Source organism: Kitasatospora sp. NPDC001119 (genome assembly GCF_053598475.1).
This window is the reverse complement of the sequence record NZ_JBSFKI010000012.1, coordinates 53,184-71,117: the sequence shown is the minus strand read 5'-3', so window position 1 is coordinate 71,117 and position 17,934 is coordinate 53,184. Positions and strand designations below refer to the sequence as shown.

Sequence of the window (17,934 nt, the reverse complement as noted above, 5' to 3'; positions counted from 1 at the left end):
GCCCCCGGGCCGCGTGCCCGCCCGCACGCGGGCACGCGGCCCCCTCCCGACCACCCCACGAAGCAAGAACAAGGGACTGAAGCACCATGACTGACGCACTGAAGCGCCTCAGCGACGAAGGCGTTGCGATCTGGCTGGACGACCTCAGCCGCAAGCGGCTGAACTCCGGCAACCTGGCCGAACTGGTGCAGAACAAGCACGTGGTGGGCGTGACCACCAACCCGACCATCTTCCAGAAGGCCATCGCCGGCTCCGGCGACGACTCCTACGACGGCCAGCTGCGCGACCTCGCCGTCCGCAAGGTCACCACCGACGAGGCGATCCGCATGATCACCACCTCGGACGTGCGCGACGCGGCCGACGTGCTGCGCCCGGTCTACGACGCCTCCAACGGCCGCGACGGCCGGGTCTCCATCGAGGTCGACCCGCGCCTGGCGCACGAGACCGCCACCACCGTGGCCGAGGCCAAGCAGCTGTGGTGGCTGGTCGACCGCCCGAACGTCTTCATCAAGATCCCCGCCACCAAGGCCGGCCTGCCCGCGATCGCCGAGGTCATCGGCAAGGGCATCAGCGTCAACGTCACGCTGATCTTCTCGCTGGAGCGCTACAAGGCCGTCATCGACGCCTACCTGACCGGCCTGGAGACCGCCAAGGCCAAGGGCCTGGACCTCTCCCAGATCGAGTCGGTCGCCTCCTTCTTCGTCTCCCGCGTGGACACCGAGATCGACAAGCGCCTGGACAAGATCGGCGGCGAGGCGAAGGACCTGCGCTCCAAGGCCGCGCTGGCCAACGCCCGCCTCGCCTACCAGGCGTACGAGGAGGTCTTCGGCAGCGTCGACGGCAAGACCGCCGGCAGCGCCCGCTGGGCCGCCCTGGAGGCCGCCGGCGCCAAGCCGCAGCGCCCGCTGTGGGCCTCCACCGGCGTCAAGGACCCGGCCCTGCCGGACACCCTGTACGTCACCGAGCTGGTCGCCCCCGGCACCGTCAACACGATGCCCGAGGCCACCCTGGAGGCCACCGGCGACCACGGCGTGGTCACCGGCAACACGATCGTCCCCAACTACGCCGACGCCAAGGCCGTGCTGGACGCGATCGCCGCCGCCGGCGTGGACTACGACGACGTCGTCCAGCTCCTGGAGGACGAGGGCGTCGAGAAGTTCGAGCAGTCCTGGAACGAGCTGCTCGACACCGTCACCGCCTCGCTCGCCTCCTTCGCCGACGAGAAGTGACCCCTGCTCACAGCCAGCGCACGAAAGCGGAGCCCATCAAGTGAGCACTGATTTCCCCGAGTTGACTCCGGAATCGGACGCGGACGACCTCCCGCCCGCCCCCGTCAACCCGCTTCGTGACCCCTCCGACCGACGGCTCCCGCGCATCGCGGGGCCGTCCGGTCTGGTCATCTTCGGGGTCACCGGCGACCTGTCCCGCAAGAAGCTGATGCCGGCCATCTACGACCTGGCCAACCGCGGTCTGCTTCCGCCGGGCTTCTCCCTCGTCGGCTTCGCCCGCCGCGAGTGGGACGACGAGGACTTCGCCAAGGAGGTCCACGACGCCGTCCGGGACCACGCCCGCACCCCGTTCCGGGAGGAGGTCTGGCAGCAGCTCGCCAAGGGCATGCGGTTCGTCCACGGAACCTTCGACGACGACGAGGCCTTCGACAAGCTGCGCGAGACCATCGAGGAGCTGGACAAGGCCCAGGGCACCGGCGGCAACTTCGCCTTCTACCTGTCCGTCCCGCCGAAGTTCTTCCCCACGGTCGTCCAGCAGCTCAAGAAGCACGGCCTGGCCGACCCGCCGCAGGGCTCCTGGCGCCGCGCGGTCATCGAGAAGCCCTTCGGCCACGACCTGGAGAGCGCTCAGGAGCTCAACAAGGTCGTCCACGAGGTCTTCCCCCGGGACGAGGTCTTCCGGATCGACCACTACCTGGGCAAGGAGACGGTCCAGAACATCCTGGCGCTGCGCTTCGCCAACCAGATGTTCGAGCCGATCTGGAACCGGTCGTACGTCGACCACGTGCAGATCACCATGGCCGAGGACATCGGCATCGGCGGCCGGGCCGGCTACTACGACGGCATCGGCTCCGCCCGTGACGTGATCCAGAACCACCTGCTCCAGCTGATGGCGCTCACCGCCATCGAGGAGCCCGCCTCCTTCCACCCGAAGGCGCTGGTGGCCGAGAAGCTCAAGGTGCTCAGCGCCGTCAAGCTCCCGGCCGACCTCGGCCGGCACACCGTGCGCGGCCAGTACGCGGCCGGCTGGCAGGGCGGCGAGGAGGTCGTCGGCTACCTGGACGAGGACGGCATCGACCCCGACTCCAAGACCGACACCTACGCGGCCATCAAGCTGGAGATCAACAACCGCCGCTGGGCGGGCGTCCCGTTCTACCTGCGCACCGGCAAGCGCCTGGGCCGCCGGGTCACCGAGATCGCGGTCGTCTTCCAGCGCGCCCCGTACCTGCCCTTCGACTCCTACGCGACCGAGGAGCTGGGGCAGAACGCCCTGGTCATCCGGGTCCAGCCGGACGAGGGCGTGACGGTGCGGTTCGGCTCCAAGGTGCCGGGCACCTCCTTCGAGGTGCGGGACGTCACGATGGACTTCGCCTACGGCGAGTCCTTCACCGAGTCCAGCCCGGAGGCGTACGAGCGGCTCATCCTCGACGTGCTGCTCGGCGACGCCAACCTGTTCCCGCGCCACCAGGAGGTCGAGCTCTCCTGGCAGATCCTCGACCCGATCGAGAAGTACTGGGACACCCACGGCAAGCCCGCCCAGTACGCGGCGGGGACCTGGGGTCCCGTCGAGGCGGACGAGATGCTCGCACGAGACGGCAGGAGCTGGCGCCGGCCATGAAGATCGACCTCACCAACACGACGTCCAGCAAGATCAACGCCGCGCTGATGGAGGCGCGCCGGGCCCGCGGCTCGGGCGCCGCCGGCATGGTGCTCACCCTGGTGATCGTGACCGACGAGGGCAGCGCCTACGACGCCCTCAAGGCCGCCAACGACGCCTCCCGCGAGCACCCGATGCGCACCCTCGCGGTGATCAAGCGCGCCGGGCGCTCGCCCCGGGCCCGCGCCGAGACCCGGCTGGACGCCGAGATCCTGGTCGGCTCCGACGCCGGCTCCGGCGAGACGGTCGTCCTGCGGATGCACGGCGAACTCGCCGCGCACGCCCAGTCGGTGGTCCTGCCGCTGCTGCTGCCGGACGCCCCGACCGTGGTCTGGTGGCCGGACAACGCTCCGCACCACCCGGCGCAGGACCCGCTGGGCTCGATCGCCCAGCGCCGGATCACCGACGCCGTCACCGCCGAGTCCCCGGTCGGCCAGCTCGCCCAGCGCGCGCAGAGCTACACCCCGGGCGACACCGACCTGGCCTGGACCCGGGTCACCGGCTGGCGCTCGATGCTGGCCGCCGCGCTGGACCAGCGGCCGTCCACGATCGTCTCCGCGGTGGTCGAGGGCGAGTCCTACAACCCCAGCGTCGAGCTGCTCGGCCTCTGGCTGACCAACCGGCTCCAGGTGCCCGTCGAGCGGGTCGTCACCAACGGCCCCGGCATCACCGCGGTGCACCTGCGCACCAAGGACGGGGACATCACCCTGGACCGCCCGGACGGCCTGCTGGGCACGCTCTCCATGCCCGGCTCGCCGGACCGCCAGGTGGCGCTCAAGCGGCGCGAGACCTCGGAGCTGATCGCCGAGGAGCTGCGCCGCCTGGACCCGGACGACATCTACGCGACGGCCGTGCGCACGCCCGTCGACCGGCTGCACGAGCCGTCCAACGCCGAGACCGCGGCGGCCGAGCAGGTCGCCCGCGAGGTCGCGGAGGAGGCCGTCGAGGAGGCCGCCGAGGCGGCCGTGGAGCAGGCCGTGGCCAACCCGGAGCGGGTGACCGCCGGGGCGGCGGAGAAGAAGCCAGCCCGCAAGGCCGCCGGCAAGCGCACCGGCAAGGACGGCGCATGACCAACGCGACCCCGCAGCTGGTCGTCCACCGGGACAAGGAGCTGATGGCCCAGGCGGCCGCGGCCCGGCTGATCACCCGGATCGTGGACGCCCAGGCCGCCCGCGGCAGCGCCTCGGTGGTGCTCACCGGCGGGCGCAACGGCAACGCCCTGCTGGCCGCGATCGCCGCCTCCCCGGCGCGCGACGCGGTCGACTGGGGCCGGCTGGACCTCTGGTGGGGCGACGAGCGCTTCCTGCCCGCCGTCGACCCGGAGCGCAACGCCGTCCAGGCCCGCGCCGAGCTGCTGGACGCCGTCCCGCTCGACCCGGCGCGGGTGCACGAGATGCCCGCCTCGGACGGGGTGGACGGCTCGGACGTGGAGGCCGCCGCCGCCCGCTACGCCGAGGAGCTGGCGAAGGCGGCCGGGCCGGGCGACCGGCTCGGCGTCCCGGCCTTCGACGTGCTGCTGCTCGGCGTCGGCCCGGACACCCACGTCGCCTCGCTCTTCCCCGAGCACCCGGGCGTCCGGGAGACCGAGCTGACCGTGGTCGGCGTGCGCGGGGCCCCCAAGCCCCCGCCGACCCGGGTCTCGCTCACCCTCCCGGCGATCCGCACCGCCCGCGAGGTCTGGCTGCTGGCCGCCGGCGAGGACAAGGCGGGCGCGGTCGCGCTGGCCCTGTCCGGCCCCGGCGAACTCCAGGCGCCCGCCTCCGGCGCGTACGGCCGCAGCCGCACCCTGTGGCTGCTGGACCGCGCCGCCGCGGAGCGGATCCCGCCGCAGCTCTACCCGCCGGCCTCGGCCTGACCGGATCCGGCAACGCCGAAGGGCGCCACCGTCACCGACGGGGGCGCCCTTCGCGCTGTTCTGTCCGGACCGCTGCGTTCCGCTCCGGCGCTCCGCTCAGATCTCGCCGCGGAGCTTCGCCAGCGCCTCGGCCAGGATCGCCTCGCCGTCGGCGTCGGTGCGCCGCTCGCGGACGTAGGCGAGGTGGGTCTTGTACGGCTCGTTGCGCGAGGGCGCCGGCGGGTTGTGCTGGTCCTGGCCGGCCGGGAAGCCGCAGCGCGGGCAGTCCCAGGTGTCCGGGATCGCCGCTTCGGCCGCGAAGCTGGGACGGGTCTCGTGCTTGTTCGCGCACCAGAAGGAGATCCGGTTGCGCGGGGCGGACTCGCCGCGCTCCGCCTCGCCCATCGGGCCGGCCCCGACCCTGCTGCCACGGATGGCATTGCCACTTGCCACGGTCTGACTCCCTGCGTACTGGTGCGCCGACCCGCCGCGGTGCGCGTCGGTGGCGAAAGTCGTCCTAGTGTAAGCAGGAGTTAAGCCTCCGCCACCACCGCCTCCGCACCCGACCGTCCCAGGATAGGCGCTCGGGCGACGGGGCGTCAGGGTTACGTCAGACCGAGGACTTCATCAGCAGGCCGAGGACGATGATGGAGGCGAACCAGCCCAGGCCGACCACGATGGTGATGCGGTCCAGGTTGCGCTCGGCCACCGCCGAACCGCCGCCGGTGGACATCGAGCCACCGCCGAACATGTCGGACAGGCCGCCGCCCTTCCCCTTGTGCAGCAGCACCAGAAGGATCATCAGCAGACTGAAGATGATCAGGGCAATCGAGAACCCGAGAACCACGACGGGACCAACTCTCTCGTATCTTCGGCGAAGGGGCCGGGCCGCGTACGGCGGTCCGGCCCCAAAGCCTACGTTGCTGCGGCGGCGTTAGCCTACTGCCTGCTCACGGTAGCGCACGATCTTGACGAACTCGTCGGCGTCCAGCGAGGCACCGCCGACCAGGCCGCCGTCGATGTCGGGCTTGGCCATCAGGCCGGCCGCGCTCGACGACTTCACCGAACCGCCGTACAGCACCCGGACCTTGCCGGCCAGCTCGGTGTCGTACAGCTCGGCGATCCGCCCGCGGATGGCGGCGCAGACCTCCTGCGCGTCCTCCGGGGTGGCCACCTCGCCGGTGCCGATCGCCCAGACCGGCTCGTAGGCGACCACGATCGACTCGGCCTGGTGGGCCGGGACGTCGGCCAGGCCGCCGTCCAGCTGGGCCAGGGTGTACTCGACGTGGGTGCCGGCCTTGCGGATCTCCAGCGGCTCGCCGACGCACAGGATCGGGGTGACCCCGGCGCGGTAGGCGGCCTTCACCTTGGCGTTGACGATCTCCTCGTTCTCGCCGTGGTACTGGCGGCGCTCGGAGTGGCCGATCACCGCGTAGGTGCACTGGAGCTTGGCCAGCATCGGGCCGGAGACCTCGCCGGTGTAGGCCCCGCCGTCGTGCTGCGAGATGTCCTGCGAGCCGTACTTGATCTTCAGCTTGTCGCCGAAGACCAGGGTCTGCACCGAGCGCAGGTCGGTGAACGGCACCAGGACGGCGACCTCGACGGCCGCGTAGTCCTTGTCGGCCAGCGCGAAGGCCAGCTTCTGGGTGTGCTGGATGGCCTCAAGGTGGTTGAGGTTCATCTTCCAGTTGCCCGCCATCAGCGGGAGACGGTCGGTCATGTGCTGTCAGTCCTCCAGAGCGGCGAGACCGGGGAGGGTCTTGCCCTCCAGGTACTCGAGGCTGGCGCCGCCGCCAGTCGAAATGTGCCCGAACTTCGTCTCGTCGAAGCCCAGGATGCGGACGGCCGCGGCGGAGTCGCCGCCACCGACCACGGTGAACGCGTCGCTGTCGAGCAGGGCCTGCGCGACGGCCTTGGTGCCGTTCGCGTAGTCCGGGTGCTCGAAGACGCCCATCGGGCCGTTCCAGAACACGGTGCCCGCGTCGGCCAGCTTGGCCGCGTACAGCTCGCGGGTCCCGGGGCCGATGTCCAGGCCCTCCTGGTCGGCCGGGATGGCGTCCGCGGCGACGGTCGAGGGGTTCGCCGGAGCCTTGGTCTTGAGGTCCGGGAACTCGGCGGAGACCAGGACGTCGACCGGCAGCACGAACTCGACGCCGCGCGCCTCGGCCCGGGCCAGGTACTCCAGGACGGTCGGGATCTGGTCGGCCTGGAGCAGCGAGATGCCGACCTCGTGGCCCTTGGCCTTGAGGAAGGTGTACGCCATGCCGCCGCCGATCAGGATCCGGTCGGCCTTCTCCAGCAGGTTGTCGATCACGCCGAGCTTGTCGGAGACCTTGGCGCCGCCGAGCACCACCACGTACGGGCGGGCCACGTCCTCGGTGAGCTTCTTCAGCACGCCGACCTCGGTGGCGATCAGGTCGCCCGCGGCGTGCGGCAGCAGGGCCGGCAGGTCGAAGACCGAGGCGTGCTTGCGGTGCACGGCGCCGAAGCCGTCGCCCACGTACAGGTCGGCCAGCGCGGCCAGCTGCTCGGCGAAGGCCTTGCGCTCGGCGTCGTCCTTGCTGGTCTCGCCCGCGTTGAAGCGCAGGTTCTCCAGCAGCGCGACCTCGCCGTTCGCCAGCGCGGCGACGGTGGCCGCGGCGCTGTCACCGACGGTGTCGGTGGCGAAGGCGACGCCCTTGCCGAGGATCTCGCCGAGGCGCTCGGCCGCCGGGGCGAGCGAGAACTGCGGGTCCGGCGCGCCCTTGGGACGGCCGAGGTGCGAGGCGACGACCACCTTCGCGCCGGCCGCGGCCAGCTTGGCGATGGTCGGCGCGACGGCGCGGATGCGGCCGTCGTCGGTGATCGTGCGGCCGTCCAGCGGCACGTTCAGGTCGGCGCGCACGAAGACGCGCTTGCCTTCGACACCGGCTTCGATGAGCTCTTCGATGGTCTTCACGGGGATTCGGATTCTCCTGGGGAGATGGTTGATGCGCAGTGAGGCGGCACGGCGCAGGGGCCGCCTGAGAAGTCCTTGAGCGCGGAACGAGGGCCCGGTCGGCACCGTACGCCGACCAGGCCCTCGCCCCTACATCACGTCAGCTCCCGCGAGGTCAGAGCTGCCCGCCGACGAGGCCGACCAGGTCGACCACGCGGTTCGAGTAGCCCCACTCGTTGTCGTACCAGCCGAGCACCTTGACCTGGTTGCCCTGGACCATGGTCAGCTGCGAGTCGAAGATGCAGGAGTGCGGGTCGTTCACGATGTCCGAGGAGACGATCGGGTCCTCGGTGTAGGCCAGGATGCCCTTGAGCGGGCCCTCCTGGGCGGCCTTCTGGAAGGCCGCGTTGACCTCGTCCTTGGTGACCTCGCGCTCGAGGGTCACGACCAGGTCGGTGATGGAGCCGGTCGGGACCGGGACGCGCAGCGAGGTGCCGTCCAGCTTGCCCTTCAGCTCCGGCAGGACCAGGGCGGTCGCCTTGGCGGCACCGGTCGAGGTCGGGATGATGTTCTGCGAGGCCGCACGAGCACGGCGCAGGTCCTTGTGCGGGAAGTCCAGGGTCACCTGGTCGTTGGTGAACGCGTGGACGGTGGTCATCAGACCCTTGACGATGCCGAAGCTCTCGTTCAGGACCTTCGCCATCGGCGCCACGCAGTTGGTGGTGCACGAGGCGTTGGAGATGACGTGGTGGTTGGCGGCGTCGTACTTCTCGTCGTTGACACCCAGGACGATGGTGACGTCCTCGTCGGTGGCGGGCGCCGAGATGATGACCTTCTTCGCGCCGGCGGCGAGGTGCTTCTTCGCGGCCTCGGCCTTGGTGAAGATGCCGGTGGACTCGACGACGATGTCGGCGCCCAGGGCAGCCCACGGGAGGTTCGCGGGGTCACGCTCGGCGGTCACCTTGAAGGTGTGGCCGTCGACGGTGATGCTGTCCTCGGTGTGCGAGACCTCGGCCTGGAGGGTACCCAGGGTGGTGTCGTACTTGAGCAGGTGAGCCAGGGTCTTCGTGTCGGTGAGGTCGTTGACACCGACGATCTCGATGTCCGCGCCCTGAGCCTTGACCGCGCGGAAGAAGTTGCGGCCGATGCGGCCGAAGCCGTTGATGCCTACCCGGATCGTCACGAACCGATCTCCTCGTTAGGTACGCCGGGCGCGAGGCCCGGCGGGGGTGAGATTTGGGAAGTCCCCGACCGCCTACGACCCTACCCCTCCGGGGCCTGGGACGGCACATCGCGCCGCCTGGTGAGACCGGGCGTGGCGTGCCCCAAACCCCATTTCAGGCCGTCCGGCCCTGGCCCGCCGGGCAGTTGGTCCCAGCTCAGTGGTCTCTACCAATTCGGGAGTGTCGCGGCTGTCCGGAAACGACCGCGGCCGGCGCCCGGGGGTCCGGGCACCGGCCTTCGTGATCACGGGGTGTGACCGTGGGCGTCAGTTCATCGCCATCTCGTCGGTGAGGCTCGCCTCGGTGCTGGGCAGGCCCAGCTCGGAGGCCCGCTTGTCGGCCATCGCCAGCAGGCGGCGGATCCGGCCGGCCACCGCGTCCTTGGTCAGCGGCGGGTCGGCGAGCGCGCCCAGCTCCTCCAGCGAGGCCTGCTTGTGCTGCATCCGCAGCTGGCCGGCCGCGGCCAGGTGCTCGGGCACCTCGTCGCCGAGGATCTCCAGCGCGCGGGCCACCCGGGCGCCGGCCGCCACCGCGGCGCGGGCCGAGCGGCGCAGGTTGGCGTCGTCGAAGTTGGCCAGCCGGTTGGCGGTGGCGCGCACCTCGCGCCGCATCCGGCGCTCCTCCCAGGCGAGCACCGACTCGTGCGCGCCGAGCCGGGTCAGCAGGGCGCCGATCGCGTCGCCGTCGCGGATCACCACCCGGTCCACGCCGCGCACCTCGCGGGCCTTGGCCGGGATGCCGAGCCGGCGGGCGGCGCCGACCAGGGCGAGGGCGGCCTCGGAGCCGGGGCAGGTGATCTCCAGCGAGGAGGAGCGGCCCGGCTCGGTGAGCGAGCCGTGCGCCAGGAAGGCCCCGCGCCAGGCCGCCTCGGCGTCGCAGGTGGCCCCGGAGACGACTGCCGGGGGCAGGCCCCGGATCGGGCGTCCGCGGCCGTCCACGAGCCCGGTCTGGCGCGCGAGCAGCTCGCCGTCCTTGACGACCCTGACCACGAAGCGGCTGCCGCGGCGCAGCCCGCCGGGGGCCATCACCACCAGGTCGGAGGAGTGCCCGAAGATCTCCAGCAGGTCCTTGCGCAGCCGCCGTGCCGCCGCTCCGGTGTCGAGCTCCGCCTCGATCACGATGCGGCCGCTCACGATGTGCAGCCCGCCCGCGAACCGCAGGATCGCCGACACCTCCGCCTTGCGACAGCAGGCCCGGGTGACCGGGAGCCGGCTGATCTCGTCCTTCACCGCTGGAGTCATCGCCATGGCCCGATCCTTCCATGTGTCCGGAAAATCCGGTCGTACGCTGCCGCCAACAGCTCGGGGTCGTGTCGCGGCGTCCCGTCGGTGCGGGCCACCGAGCCGAGCACCAGAGCCGCGCCCATCCGTTCGGCGGCCTTCGCCAGGCCGTCCAGGTCGGCCTGGCCGAAGGCCCCGCCGGTGACGGCGCGCTCGTCCACCAGGATCGCATCCACCGCGAGGTTCGGAGCGTGGTCGGCGATGACCTCCAGGTGGCGCTGCGGGGTGAAGCCCTCGGTCTCCCCGGGCTGGGGGGCCAGGTTCAGGGTGAGCAGGCGGCGGGCGCGGGTCTCGGTGAGCGCCGCGGCCAGTTCGGGCACCAGCAGGTGCGGCAGCACGCTGGTGAACCAGGAGCCGGGGCCGAGCACCACCCAGTCCGCCTCCCGGACGGCGGTGACCGCCTCCGGGACGGCGGGCGGCTCGTCCGGCAGCAGCCGGATCGACTGCACGGTGCCCGGGGTGACCGCGACGTCGGCCTGGCCGCGGACGGCCGTGACCTCGCCGGGGCGCGCCGGGTCGTGGCCGCGGACGGTCGCCTCGATGTCCAGCGGCACCGCCGACATCGGCAGCACCCGGCCCTGCACGTTGAGCAGCCGGCCGACCCAGTCCAGCGCCGCGACCGGGTCGCCCAGCTTCTCCCAGAGCGCGACGATCAGCAGGTTGCCGACGGCGTGGCCGCCGAGCTCGCCGTTGCCGGTGAAGCGCTGCTGGATCACCTCGGACCAGGTGCGGCCCCAGTCGTCGTCCCCGCACAGCGCGGCCAGCGCCTTGCGCAGGTCGCCCGGGGGCAGCACGCCCAGCTCCTCGCGCAGCCGGCCGCTGGAGCCGCCGTCGTCGGCGACGGTGACCACGGCGGTGAGGTCGCTGGTGAGCCGGCGCAGCGCGGACAGCGAGGCCGACAGGCCCTGCCCGCCGCCGAGCGCGGTGATCCTCGGGGCCGGGTTGGCGCGGGCGGGACTGCTGCGCGGACGGCCCGGCGCCGTGGGCCGGGCCGGGCTGCCCGCCCGGTCACCGGTCCTGCTCTGCGGCTGCCGCCCGGGCACGTATCCCGCCACACTCACCTCGCGTTCCTCGGCCCGCCGACCACTCCGCCGGCGGGCCCGGCAGGGCGGCGGCGGTTACTCCCGTCCCATGTCACGGTGGACGAGCACCGTCTCGACTCCGTCGGCGATGAGACGCTTGGTCAGACGCTCGGACATGGCGACGCTTCGGTGCTTGCCACCGGTGCAGCCTACGGCAAGCGTCATGTAGCGCTTCCCCTCGCGGCGGTATCCCTCGGTGATGATGCGCAGCAGCTGGGCGTAGCCGTCCAGGAACTCGTTGGCTCCGGGCTGCTGGAAGACGTAGCCGGCGACGTCCGCGTCGGTGCCGGTACGGGCCCGCAGTTCGGGCACCCAGTGCGGGTTGGGCAGGAAGCGGCAGTCCACCACGAGGTCGGCGTCGACCGGCAAGCCGTACTTGAAGCCGAAGGACATCACGGTGGCGCGCAGCTCGGGCTCGTCGTGGTCGGCGAACTGGGCGTCCAGCTTGGCGCGCAGCTGGTGCACGTTGAGGTTGGAGGTGTCGATCACCAGGTCGGCCTCGCCGCGCAGGTCGCGCAGCAGGTCGCGCTCCAGGGCGATGCCGTCCACGATCCGGCCGTCGGCCTGCAGCGGGTGCGGGCGGCGGACGCTCTCGAAGCGGCGCACCAGCGCCTCGTCGGAGGAGTCCAGGAAGACGACCCGCAGCCGGACGCCGCGCTTCTCCAGCTCGTCCAGCGAGGTGAGCAGGTCGTCGAAGAACTGCCGGCCGCGGACGTCCACGACCACGCCGATCCGGGCGACGTTGCCCTGGGAACGGGCGCCCAGGTCGACCATGGTCGGGATCAGGGCCGGCGGCAGGTTGTCCACCACGAACCAGCCGAGGTCCTCCAGGCACTTGGCGGCGGTGGAGCGGCCGGCTCCGGACATACCGGAGATGATCACCAGCTCCGGCGCGTTCTCGGCCACGTCTGACACGGTCACTTCGGTTCCCCGCTCTCGGTCTTTCTGCTGGGGAGTACGCGTACGGCTCGGCCGCCCTTCCCCGGCCCGGGCAGGCGGGCGGGGCCGGGGCACACCGGCTGACGGGCGGCGTCGGCCGTCATGGCGTCTCCTGGGATGGTGCGGTCTGGGGTGCTGCGGCCACCGGCCCGGCGGCCTGCTCGGCCCCGTCCTCGATGATCTCGCCGGTCGCGGTGTTGACCGCGGGTGCGGCGGGTGTACGGGACGACAACGCCTCCGCAACAGTCTGCGCGGTGCGGCGTCCGATGCCGGGTACCTCGCAGAGCTCGTCCACGGTGGCGGCCCGGAGCTTCTTCAGCGAACCGAAGTGCTTGAGCAGCGCCCGGCGGCGAGTCTCGCCGAGGCCCGGGACGGAGTCCAGTTCCCCGGCGGTGAGTCGCTTGGAACGCTTGTTGCGCTGATAGCTGATCGCGAAGCGGTGCGCCTCGTCGCGGACCCGCTGGAGCAGGTAGAGGCCCTCGCTGGAGCGGGGCAGCACCACCGGGTCGTCCTCGCCGGGCAGCCAGACCTCCTCAAGGCGCTTGGCCAGGCCGCACAGCGCGACGTCGTCGATGCCGAGTTCGTCCAGGGCGCGCCTGGCGGCGGCGACCTGCGGCTGGCCGCCGTCGACGACCAGCAGCTGGGGCGGGTAGGCGAAGCGCTTGGGGCGGCCCTCCTCGTCCCGGGTGCCGCCGGCGCCGGTGTCGGGGTCGTCCTCCTCGGGGACGGCCCACTCGCCGGTCTGCTCGCGCTCCTGGAGGTAGCGGCGGAAGCGCCGGCTGATCACCTCGTGCATCGAGCGGACGTCGTCCTGGCCCTCGAAGCCCCTGATCTGGAAGCGCCGGTACTCGCTCTTGCGGGCCAGGCCGTCCTCGAAGACGACCATCGAGGCGACCACGTCCTCGCCCTGGAGGTGGGAGATGTCGTAGCACTCGATGCGCAGCGGGACGGAGTCCAGCTCCAGCGCGTCGGCGATCTCCTGGAGGGCGCGGCTGCGGGTGGTGAGGTCGGAGGCGCGCTTGGTCTTGTGCAGCGCCAGCGCCTGCTGGGCGTTGCGCTGCACGGTGGCCATCAGGTCCTTCTTGTCCCCGCGCTGGGGCACGCGCAGGTCGACCTGGCTGCCGCGCAGGCCGCCGAGCCACTCGCGGACCGGCTCCGCGGGCTCCGGCAGGGCGGGGACGAGCACCTCGCGCGGGACGGACTCGCCGCCGCCGTAGAGCTGCTGGAGGGCGTGCTCGACCAGGCCCGCGGTGTCGACGTCCTCGACCTTGTCGGTGACCCAGCCGCGCTGGCCGCGCACCCGGCCGCCGCGGACGTGGAAGATCTGCACGGCGGCCTCGAGTTCGTCCTCGGCCAGGGCCAGCAGGTCGGCGTCGGTGGCGTCGGCCAGCACGATGGCGTTCTTCTCCATCGCGCGCTTGAGGGCGCCGATGTCGTCCCGCAGCCGGGCCGCCTTCTCGTACTCCAGCTCGGCCGCGGCCTCCCGCATCTCGTCTTCCAGCCGGCGCAGGTAGTTGCCGGTGCGCCCGGCCATGAAGTCGCAGAAGTCCTCGGCCAGCGCGCGGTGTTCGTCCGCCGAGACCTTGCCGACGCAGGGCGCGGCGCACTTGCCGATGTAGCCGAGCAGGCAGGGCCGGCCGACCTGGCGGGCGCGCTTGAAGACGCCGTTGGAGCAGGTGCGGACGGGGAAGACGCGCAGCAGCAGGTCGACCGTCTCGCGGATCGCCCAGGCGTGCCCGTACGGGCCGAAGTAGCGCACGCCCTTCTTGTGCGCCCCGCGCATCACCTGGACCCGCGGGTACTCCTCGTTCAGGGTGACGGCGAGCTCCGGATAGCTCTTGTCGTCGCGGTACTTGACGTTGAACCGCGGGTCGTACTCCTTGATCCAGGAGTACTCCAGCTGGAGCGCCTCGACCTCGGTGGCGACCACCGTCCACTCCACCGAGGCGGCGGTGGTGACCATGGTCGCGGTGCGCGGGTGCAGGCCGGCCAGGTCCTGGAAGTAGGACGACAGGCGCGGCCGCAGGCTCTTGGCCTTGCCGACGTAGATGACCCGGCCGTGGGCGTCGCGGAACTTGTAGACGCCGGGGGAGGTCGGGATCGCACCGGGCGCCGGGCGGTAGGTGCTCGGGTCAGCCATGGGTCCACCGTACCGAGTGGGGTCGGGGCCGCGGGGCGGAGATCGTCAGGGGGGACCGTGGCGGTCGGGAGGCGCTCAACTCGGTCAGCTCGGGGTCACCTTGAGGTTGCCGGCCTCGACCGTGACGGTGTAGGCGGGCAGCGGGGAGGAGGCCGGTCCGTCCTGCACCGCGCCGTCGGTGATGGCGAACCGGCTCCCGTGGCAGGGGCACTGGATCTGGTTGTTCTTGACCTGGTCCACGAGGCAGCCGGCGTGGGTGCACCGGGCGTTGAACGCCTTGTACTGGCCGGCGGTGGGCTGGGTCACCACGATCTTCTGCTCCCGGAAGACCTTGCCGCCGCCCTCCGGCACGGCCGAGGCCGGGCCGAGGTCGACCGGGCCCTTGGGGGCGCTGCCGCTGGAGGACGAGGAGCTGCACCCGGTGACCGCCACGGTGCCGCCGGCCGCCAGGACGGCCGCGGCCCCGCAGAGCACGGTGCGGCGGGAGGCGGTGGGGCTGGTCTCGGGGGCCTCGGACATCGGTGCGCTCCTACGGGTACGGCTGTTGCGGGGACCACGGAAGTCTATGTCGCGCCCACCCCGCCGCTCCCGGGAGTCCCCGGGTGCGGCGGGGTGGGCGGACGGGGCTACTTCTTCGCGGCGGCCGCGCGCTTGCGCGGCGCCTTCTTCGCCGGGGCGGCGGCCGGGGCGTCCGCGAAACCGGCCGGCAGGATGTCCCGCAGGAACTTGCCGGTGTGGCTCTCCGGGACGGCGGCGATCTGCTCCGGGGTGCCCTCGGCGACCACCGTGCCGCCGCCGGAGCCGCCCTCGGGGCCCATGTCGACGATCCAGTCGGCGGTCTTGATCACATCGAGGTTGTGCTCGATGACGATCACCGTGTTGCCCTTCTCCACCAGCCCGCTGAGCACCTTGATCAGCTTGCTGATGTCCTCGAAGTGCAGGCCGGTGGTGGGCTCGTCCAGCACGTAGACCGTCCGCCCGGTGGAGCGCTTCTGGAGCTCCGAGGCGAGCTTGACGCGCTGCGCCTCGCCGCCGGAGAGCGTCGGCGCCGACTGGCCGAGCCGGACGTAGCCGAGGCCGACGTCGTTGAGCGTGCGCAGGTGCCGGGCGATCGCCGGGACGGCCTCGAAGAAGCCCAGCGCCTCCTCGATCGGCATGTCCAGCACCTCGGCGATGGACTTGCCCTTGTAGTGGACCTCCAGCGTCTCCCGGTTGTACCGGGCGCCGTGGCAGACCTCGCACGGCACGTAGACGTCCGGCAGGAAGTTCATCTCGATCTTGATGGTGCCGTCGCCCGAGCAGTTCTCGCAGCGGCCGCCCTTGACGTTGAAGGAGAACCGGCCGGGCAGGTAGCCGCGGACCTTGGCCTCCTGCGTCTCCGCGAAGAGCCGGCGGACGTGGTCGAACACCCCGGTGTAGGTGGCCGGGTTGGAGCGCGGGGTGCGGCCGATCGGCGACTGGTCGACGTGCACCACCTTGTCCACCTGGTCGGTGCCGGTGATCCGGGTGTGCCGGCCGGGCACGCTGCGGGCGCCGTTCAGCTCCCGGGCGAGGTGGGTGTACAGGATGTCGTTGACCAGCGTCGACTTGCCGGAGCCGGAGACGCCGGTGATCGCGGTGAAGGTGCCGAGCGGGAAGCCGACCGTGACGTCCTTGAGGTTGTGCTCGCGGGCGCCGTGGACCGTCAGCTGGCGCTTCTTGTCCCGCTCGCGGCGGGTGGCCGGGATCGGGATGGACCGCTTGCCGGAGAGGTACTGGCCGGTCAGCGACTCCTTGTTGGTGAGCAGCTGCTTCAGCGAACCGGAGTGCACCACCTTGCCGCCGTGCTCGCCGGCGCCCGGGCCGATGTCGACCACCCAGTCCGCCGTCTTGATGGTGTCCTCGTCGTGCTCGACGACGATCAGGGTGTTGCCGATGTCGCGCAGCCGCACCAGCGTCTCGATCAGCCGGTGGTTGTCCCGCTGGTGCAGGCCGATGGACGGCTCGTCCAGCACGTACAGCACGCCGACCAGGCCGGAGCCGATCTGGGTGGCCAGCCGGATGCGCTGGGCCTCGCCGCCGGACAGGGTGCCGGCCGCGCGGTCGAGCGAGAGGTAGTCCAGGCCGACGTCGACCAGGAAGCGCAGCCGCTCGTTGACCTCCTTGAGGACCCGCTCGGCGATCTGCTTGTCCCGGGCGTTGAGCCGCATCGCGCCGAGGAACTCGGAGCAGTCGCTGATCGACATCGAGGAGACGTCGGCGATCGACCTGCCCTCGACGGTGACCGCGAGGACCACCGGCTTGAGCCGGGTGCCCTGGCACGTCGGGCAGGGCACCTCGCGCATGTAGCCCTCGAAGCGCTCGCGGCTGCTGTCGCTCTCCGCCTCGGTGTGCCGGCGCTGGATGAACGGGATCGCGCCCTCGAAGCCGGTGCTGTACGAGCGCTCGCGGCCGAAGCGGTTGCGGTAGCGGACCTCCACCTGGTGCTTGTGCCCGTACAGCAGCGCCTTCTTCGCGCGGGCGGGCAGCCCGGCCCAGGGGATGTCGGTGCGGAAGCCGAGCTCCCCGGCCAGCGCGTCGATCAGGCGCTGGAAGTACTCCTTGGCGTGCCCGGCCGACCACGGGTGGATCGCGCCCTCGTCCAGCGAGCGCTCGACGTCGGGCACGACCAGCTCCGGGTCGACCTCCATCCGGTTGCCCAGGCCCGAGCAGTCCGGGCAGGCGCCGAACGGCGAGTTGAAGGAGAACGAGCGCGGCTCCAGCTCCTCGAACGACACGTCGTCGTACGGGCAGTAGAGGTGCTCGGAGTACATCCGCTCGCGCTCCGGGTCGTCCTCGGGGAGGTCGACGAAGTCGAGCACGACCATGCCGCCGGACAGCCGCAGGGCCGTCTCCACCGAGTCGGTGAGCCGCCGCTTGGCGCTGTCCTTCACGGTCAGGCGGTCGATGACCACCTCGATGGTGTGCTTCTCCTGCTTCTTGAGCTTCGGCGGCTCGGCGAGCTGGATCGTCCCCCCGTCGACCCGGGCGCGGGAGTAGCCCTTGGACTGGAGGTCGGCGAAGAGGTCGACGAACTCGCCCTTGCGCTCGCGCACCACCGGGCTGAGCACCTGGAACCGGGTGCCCTCGGCGAGCTCCAGCACCTTGTCCACGATCGCCTGCGGCGACTGCTTGGCGATCGGGCGGCCGCAGTGCGGACAGTGCGGCTTGCCGATCCGGGCGAACAGCAGGCGCAGGTAGTCGTAGACCTCGGTGATGGTGCCGACGGTCGAACGGGGGTTGCGGTTGGTGGACTTCTGGTCGATCGAGACGGCCGGGGAGAGGCCCTCGATGAAGTCCACGTCGGGCTTGTCCATCTGCCCGAGGAACTGACGGGCGTAGGAGGACAGCGACTCGACGTAGCGGCGCTGGCCCTCGGCGAAGATCGTGTCGAAGGCGAGCGAGGACTTGCCGGAGCCGGAGAGGCCCGTGAAGACGATGAGGGAGTCGCGGGGCAGGTCGAGCGAGACGTTCTTGAGGTTGTGCTCGCGAGCACCGCGGACGATGAGGCGGTCGGCCACTGCTTCTGGCGCCTTTCTCCGGGGCGAGAGGGCTTGCGTTGGGATGTGCTGCTTCTTCCAGGATGCGGCAGCCAGCCTATAGCTCAGACGTTCG

Annotated in this window: 15 protein-coding genes; 4 read left to right on the top strand and 11 right to left on the bottom strand. The window is 71.7% G+C overall.

The features are described 5' to 3' along the window. Positions 1–86: 86 nt before the first annotated feature. The 4 genes from tal to pgl all read left to right on the top strand — a co-directional run bounded on the left by tal (position 87) and on the right by pgl (position 4,741). A complete protein-coding gene (gene tal, locus ACWDD9_RS16960) occupies positions 87–1,229 on the top strand; it encodes a transaldolase (protein WP_074001674.1) in 1,143 nt (380 codons plus the stop codon). Positions 1,230–1,290: 61 nt separating this feature from the next. Continuing rightward, on the top strand, positions 1,291–2,847 hold the full coding sequence (zwf, locus tag ACWDD9_RS16955; protein WP_049649618.1) for a glucose-6-phosphate dehydrogenase: 1,557 nt from the start codon (positions 1,291–1,293) through the stop codon (positions 2,845–2,847). Then, entirely contained in the window at positions 2,844–3,956 is a 1,113-nt protein-coding gene (gene opcA / locus ACWDD9_RS16950; RefSeq protein ID WP_380744582.1) for a glucose-6-phosphate dehydrogenase assembly protein OpcA, read from the top strand. The genes zwf and opcA overlap by 4 nt, the downstream gene beginning before the upstream one ends. Further along, positions 3,953–4,741, top strand: coding sequence for a 6-phosphogluconolactonase (gene pgl / locus ACWDD9_RS16945; RefSeq protein WP_449811930.1), 789 nt, complete (start codon positions 3,953–3,955; stop codon positions 4,739–4,741). Before opcA ends, pgl begins: the two co-directional genes overlap by 4 nt. A 96-nt stretch (positions 4,742–4,837) precedes the next feature. On the opposite strand, the gene ACWDD9_RS16940 is transcribed toward pgl, so the two are convergent. The 11 genes from ACWDD9_RS16940 to uvrA form a co-directional block, all read right to left on the bottom strand. Further along, complete coding sequence (locus ACWDD9_RS16940) at positions 4,838–5,125, bottom strand: RNA polymerase-binding protein RbpA (protein WP_030238413.1); 288 nt, start codon at positions 5,123–5,125, stop codon at positions 4,838–4,840. A 205-nt stretch (positions 5,126–5,330) separates the two neighbouring features. Next, positions 5,331–5,567 (bottom strand): preprotein translocase subunit SecG, encoded by a 237-nt coding sequence (gene secG / locus ACWDD9_RS16935; RefSeq protein WP_049649615.1) that lies wholly within the window; start codon positions 5,565–5,567, stop codon positions 5,331–5,333. Positions 5,568–5,654: 87 nt separating this feature from the next. Next, positions 5,655–6,440 (bottom strand): triose-phosphate isomerase, encoded by a 786-nt coding sequence (gene tpiA / locus ACWDD9_RS16930; RefSeq protein ID WP_449811929.1) that lies wholly within the window; start codon positions 6,438–6,440, stop codon positions 5,655–5,657. A 6-nt stretch (positions 6,441–6,446) separates the two neighbouring features. After that, positions 6,447–7,658 carry a phosphoglycerate kinase gene (locus tag ACWDD9_RS16925; protein ID WP_074001676.1) on the bottom strand — a complete coding sequence of 404 codons (1,212 nt, stop codon included), beginning with the start codon at positions 7,656–7,658 and terminating at the stop codon, positions 6,447–6,449. 154 nt (positions 7,659–7,812) lie between these two features. Next, the gene (gap, locus tag ACWDD9_RS16920) at positions 7,813–8,820 is read right to left on the bottom strand and encodes a type I glyceraldehyde-3-phosphate dehydrogenase (protein ID WP_049649612.1); all 1,008 of its coding nucleotides are present in this window, start codon (positions 8,818–8,820) and stop codon (positions 7,813–7,815) included. 306 nt (positions 8,821–9,126) lie between these two features. Next, the gene (gene whiA, locus ACWDD9_RS16915) at positions 9,127–10,107 is read right to left on the bottom strand and encodes a DNA-binding protein WhiA (RefSeq protein WP_049649611.1); all 981 of its coding nucleotides are present in this window, start codon (positions 10,105–10,107) and stop codon (positions 9,127–9,129) included. Beyond that, on the bottom strand, positions 10,098–11,195 hold the full coding sequence (locus ACWDD9_RS16910) for a gluconeogenesis factor YvcK family protein (protein ID WP_079271949.1): 1,098 nt from the start codon (positions 11,193–11,195) through the stop codon (positions 10,098–10,100). The genes whiA and ACWDD9_RS16910 overlap by 10 nt, the downstream gene beginning before the upstream one ends. A 63-nt stretch (positions 11,196–11,258) precedes the next feature. Next, positions 11,259–12,143: an RNase adapter RapZ gene (gene rapZ / locus ACWDD9_RS16905; RefSeq protein ID WP_234348205.1), complete on the bottom strand. Its 885-nt coding sequence runs from the start codon at positions 12,141–12,143 to the stop codon at positions 11,259–11,261. A 118-nt stretch (positions 12,144–12,261) separates the two neighbouring features. After that, positions 12,262–14,301 (bottom strand): excinuclease ABC subunit UvrC, encoded by a 2,040-nt coding sequence (uvrC, locus tag ACWDD9_RS16900; RefSeq protein WP_449811928.1) that lies wholly within the window; start codon positions 14,299–14,301, stop codon positions 12,262–12,264. Positions 14,302–14,385: 84 nt separating this feature from the next. Beyond that, positions 14,386–14,820, bottom strand: coding sequence for a Rieske (2Fe-2S) protein (locus tag ACWDD9_RS16895; protein ID WP_074001678.1), 435 nt, complete (start codon positions 14,818–14,820; stop codon positions 14,386–14,388). A gap of 107 nt (positions 14,821–14,927) precedes the next feature. After that, complete coding sequence (uvrA, locus tag ACWDD9_RS16890; RefSeq protein WP_049649607.1) at positions 14,928–17,840, bottom strand: excinuclease ABC subunit UvrA; 2,913 nt, start codon at positions 17,838–17,840, stop codon at positions 14,928–14,930. Positions 17,841–17,934 lie beyond the last annotated feature (94 nt).

Excerpts from the sequence above, each read along its gene's own strand:
- whiA (WP_049649611.1), bottom strand. The coding sequence starts at position 10,107 with ATGGCGATGACTCCAGCGGTGAAGGACGAGATCAGCCGGCTCCCGGTC.
- tal (WP_074001674.1), top strand. The coding sequence starts at position 87 with ATGACTGACGCACTGAAGCGCCTCAGCGACGAAGGCGTTGCGATCTGG.
- pgl (WP_449811930.1), top strand. The coding sequence starts at position 3,953 with ATGACCAACGCGACCCCGCAGCTGGTCGTCCACCGGGACAAGGAGCTG.
- tpiA (WP_449811929.1), bottom strand. The coding sequence starts at position 6,440 with ATGACCGACCGTCTCCCGCTGATGGCGGGCAACTGGAAGATGAACCTC.
- ACWDD9_RS16940 (WP_030238413.1), bottom strand. The coding sequence starts at position 5,125 with ATGGGCGAGGCGGAGCGCGGCGAGTCCGCCCCGCGCAACCGGATCTCC.
- uvrC (WP_449811928.1), bottom strand. The coding sequence starts at position 14,301 with ATGGCTGACCCGAGCACCTACCGCCCGGCGCCCGGTGCGATCCCGACC.
- opcA (WP_380744582.1), top strand. The coding sequence starts at position 2,844 with ATGAAGATCGACCTCACCAACACGACGTCCAGCAAGATCAACGCCGCG.
- ACWDD9_RS16895 (WP_074001678.1), bottom strand. The coding sequence starts at position 14,820 with ATGTCCGAGGCCCCCGAGACCAGCCCCACCGCCTCCCGCCGCACCGTG.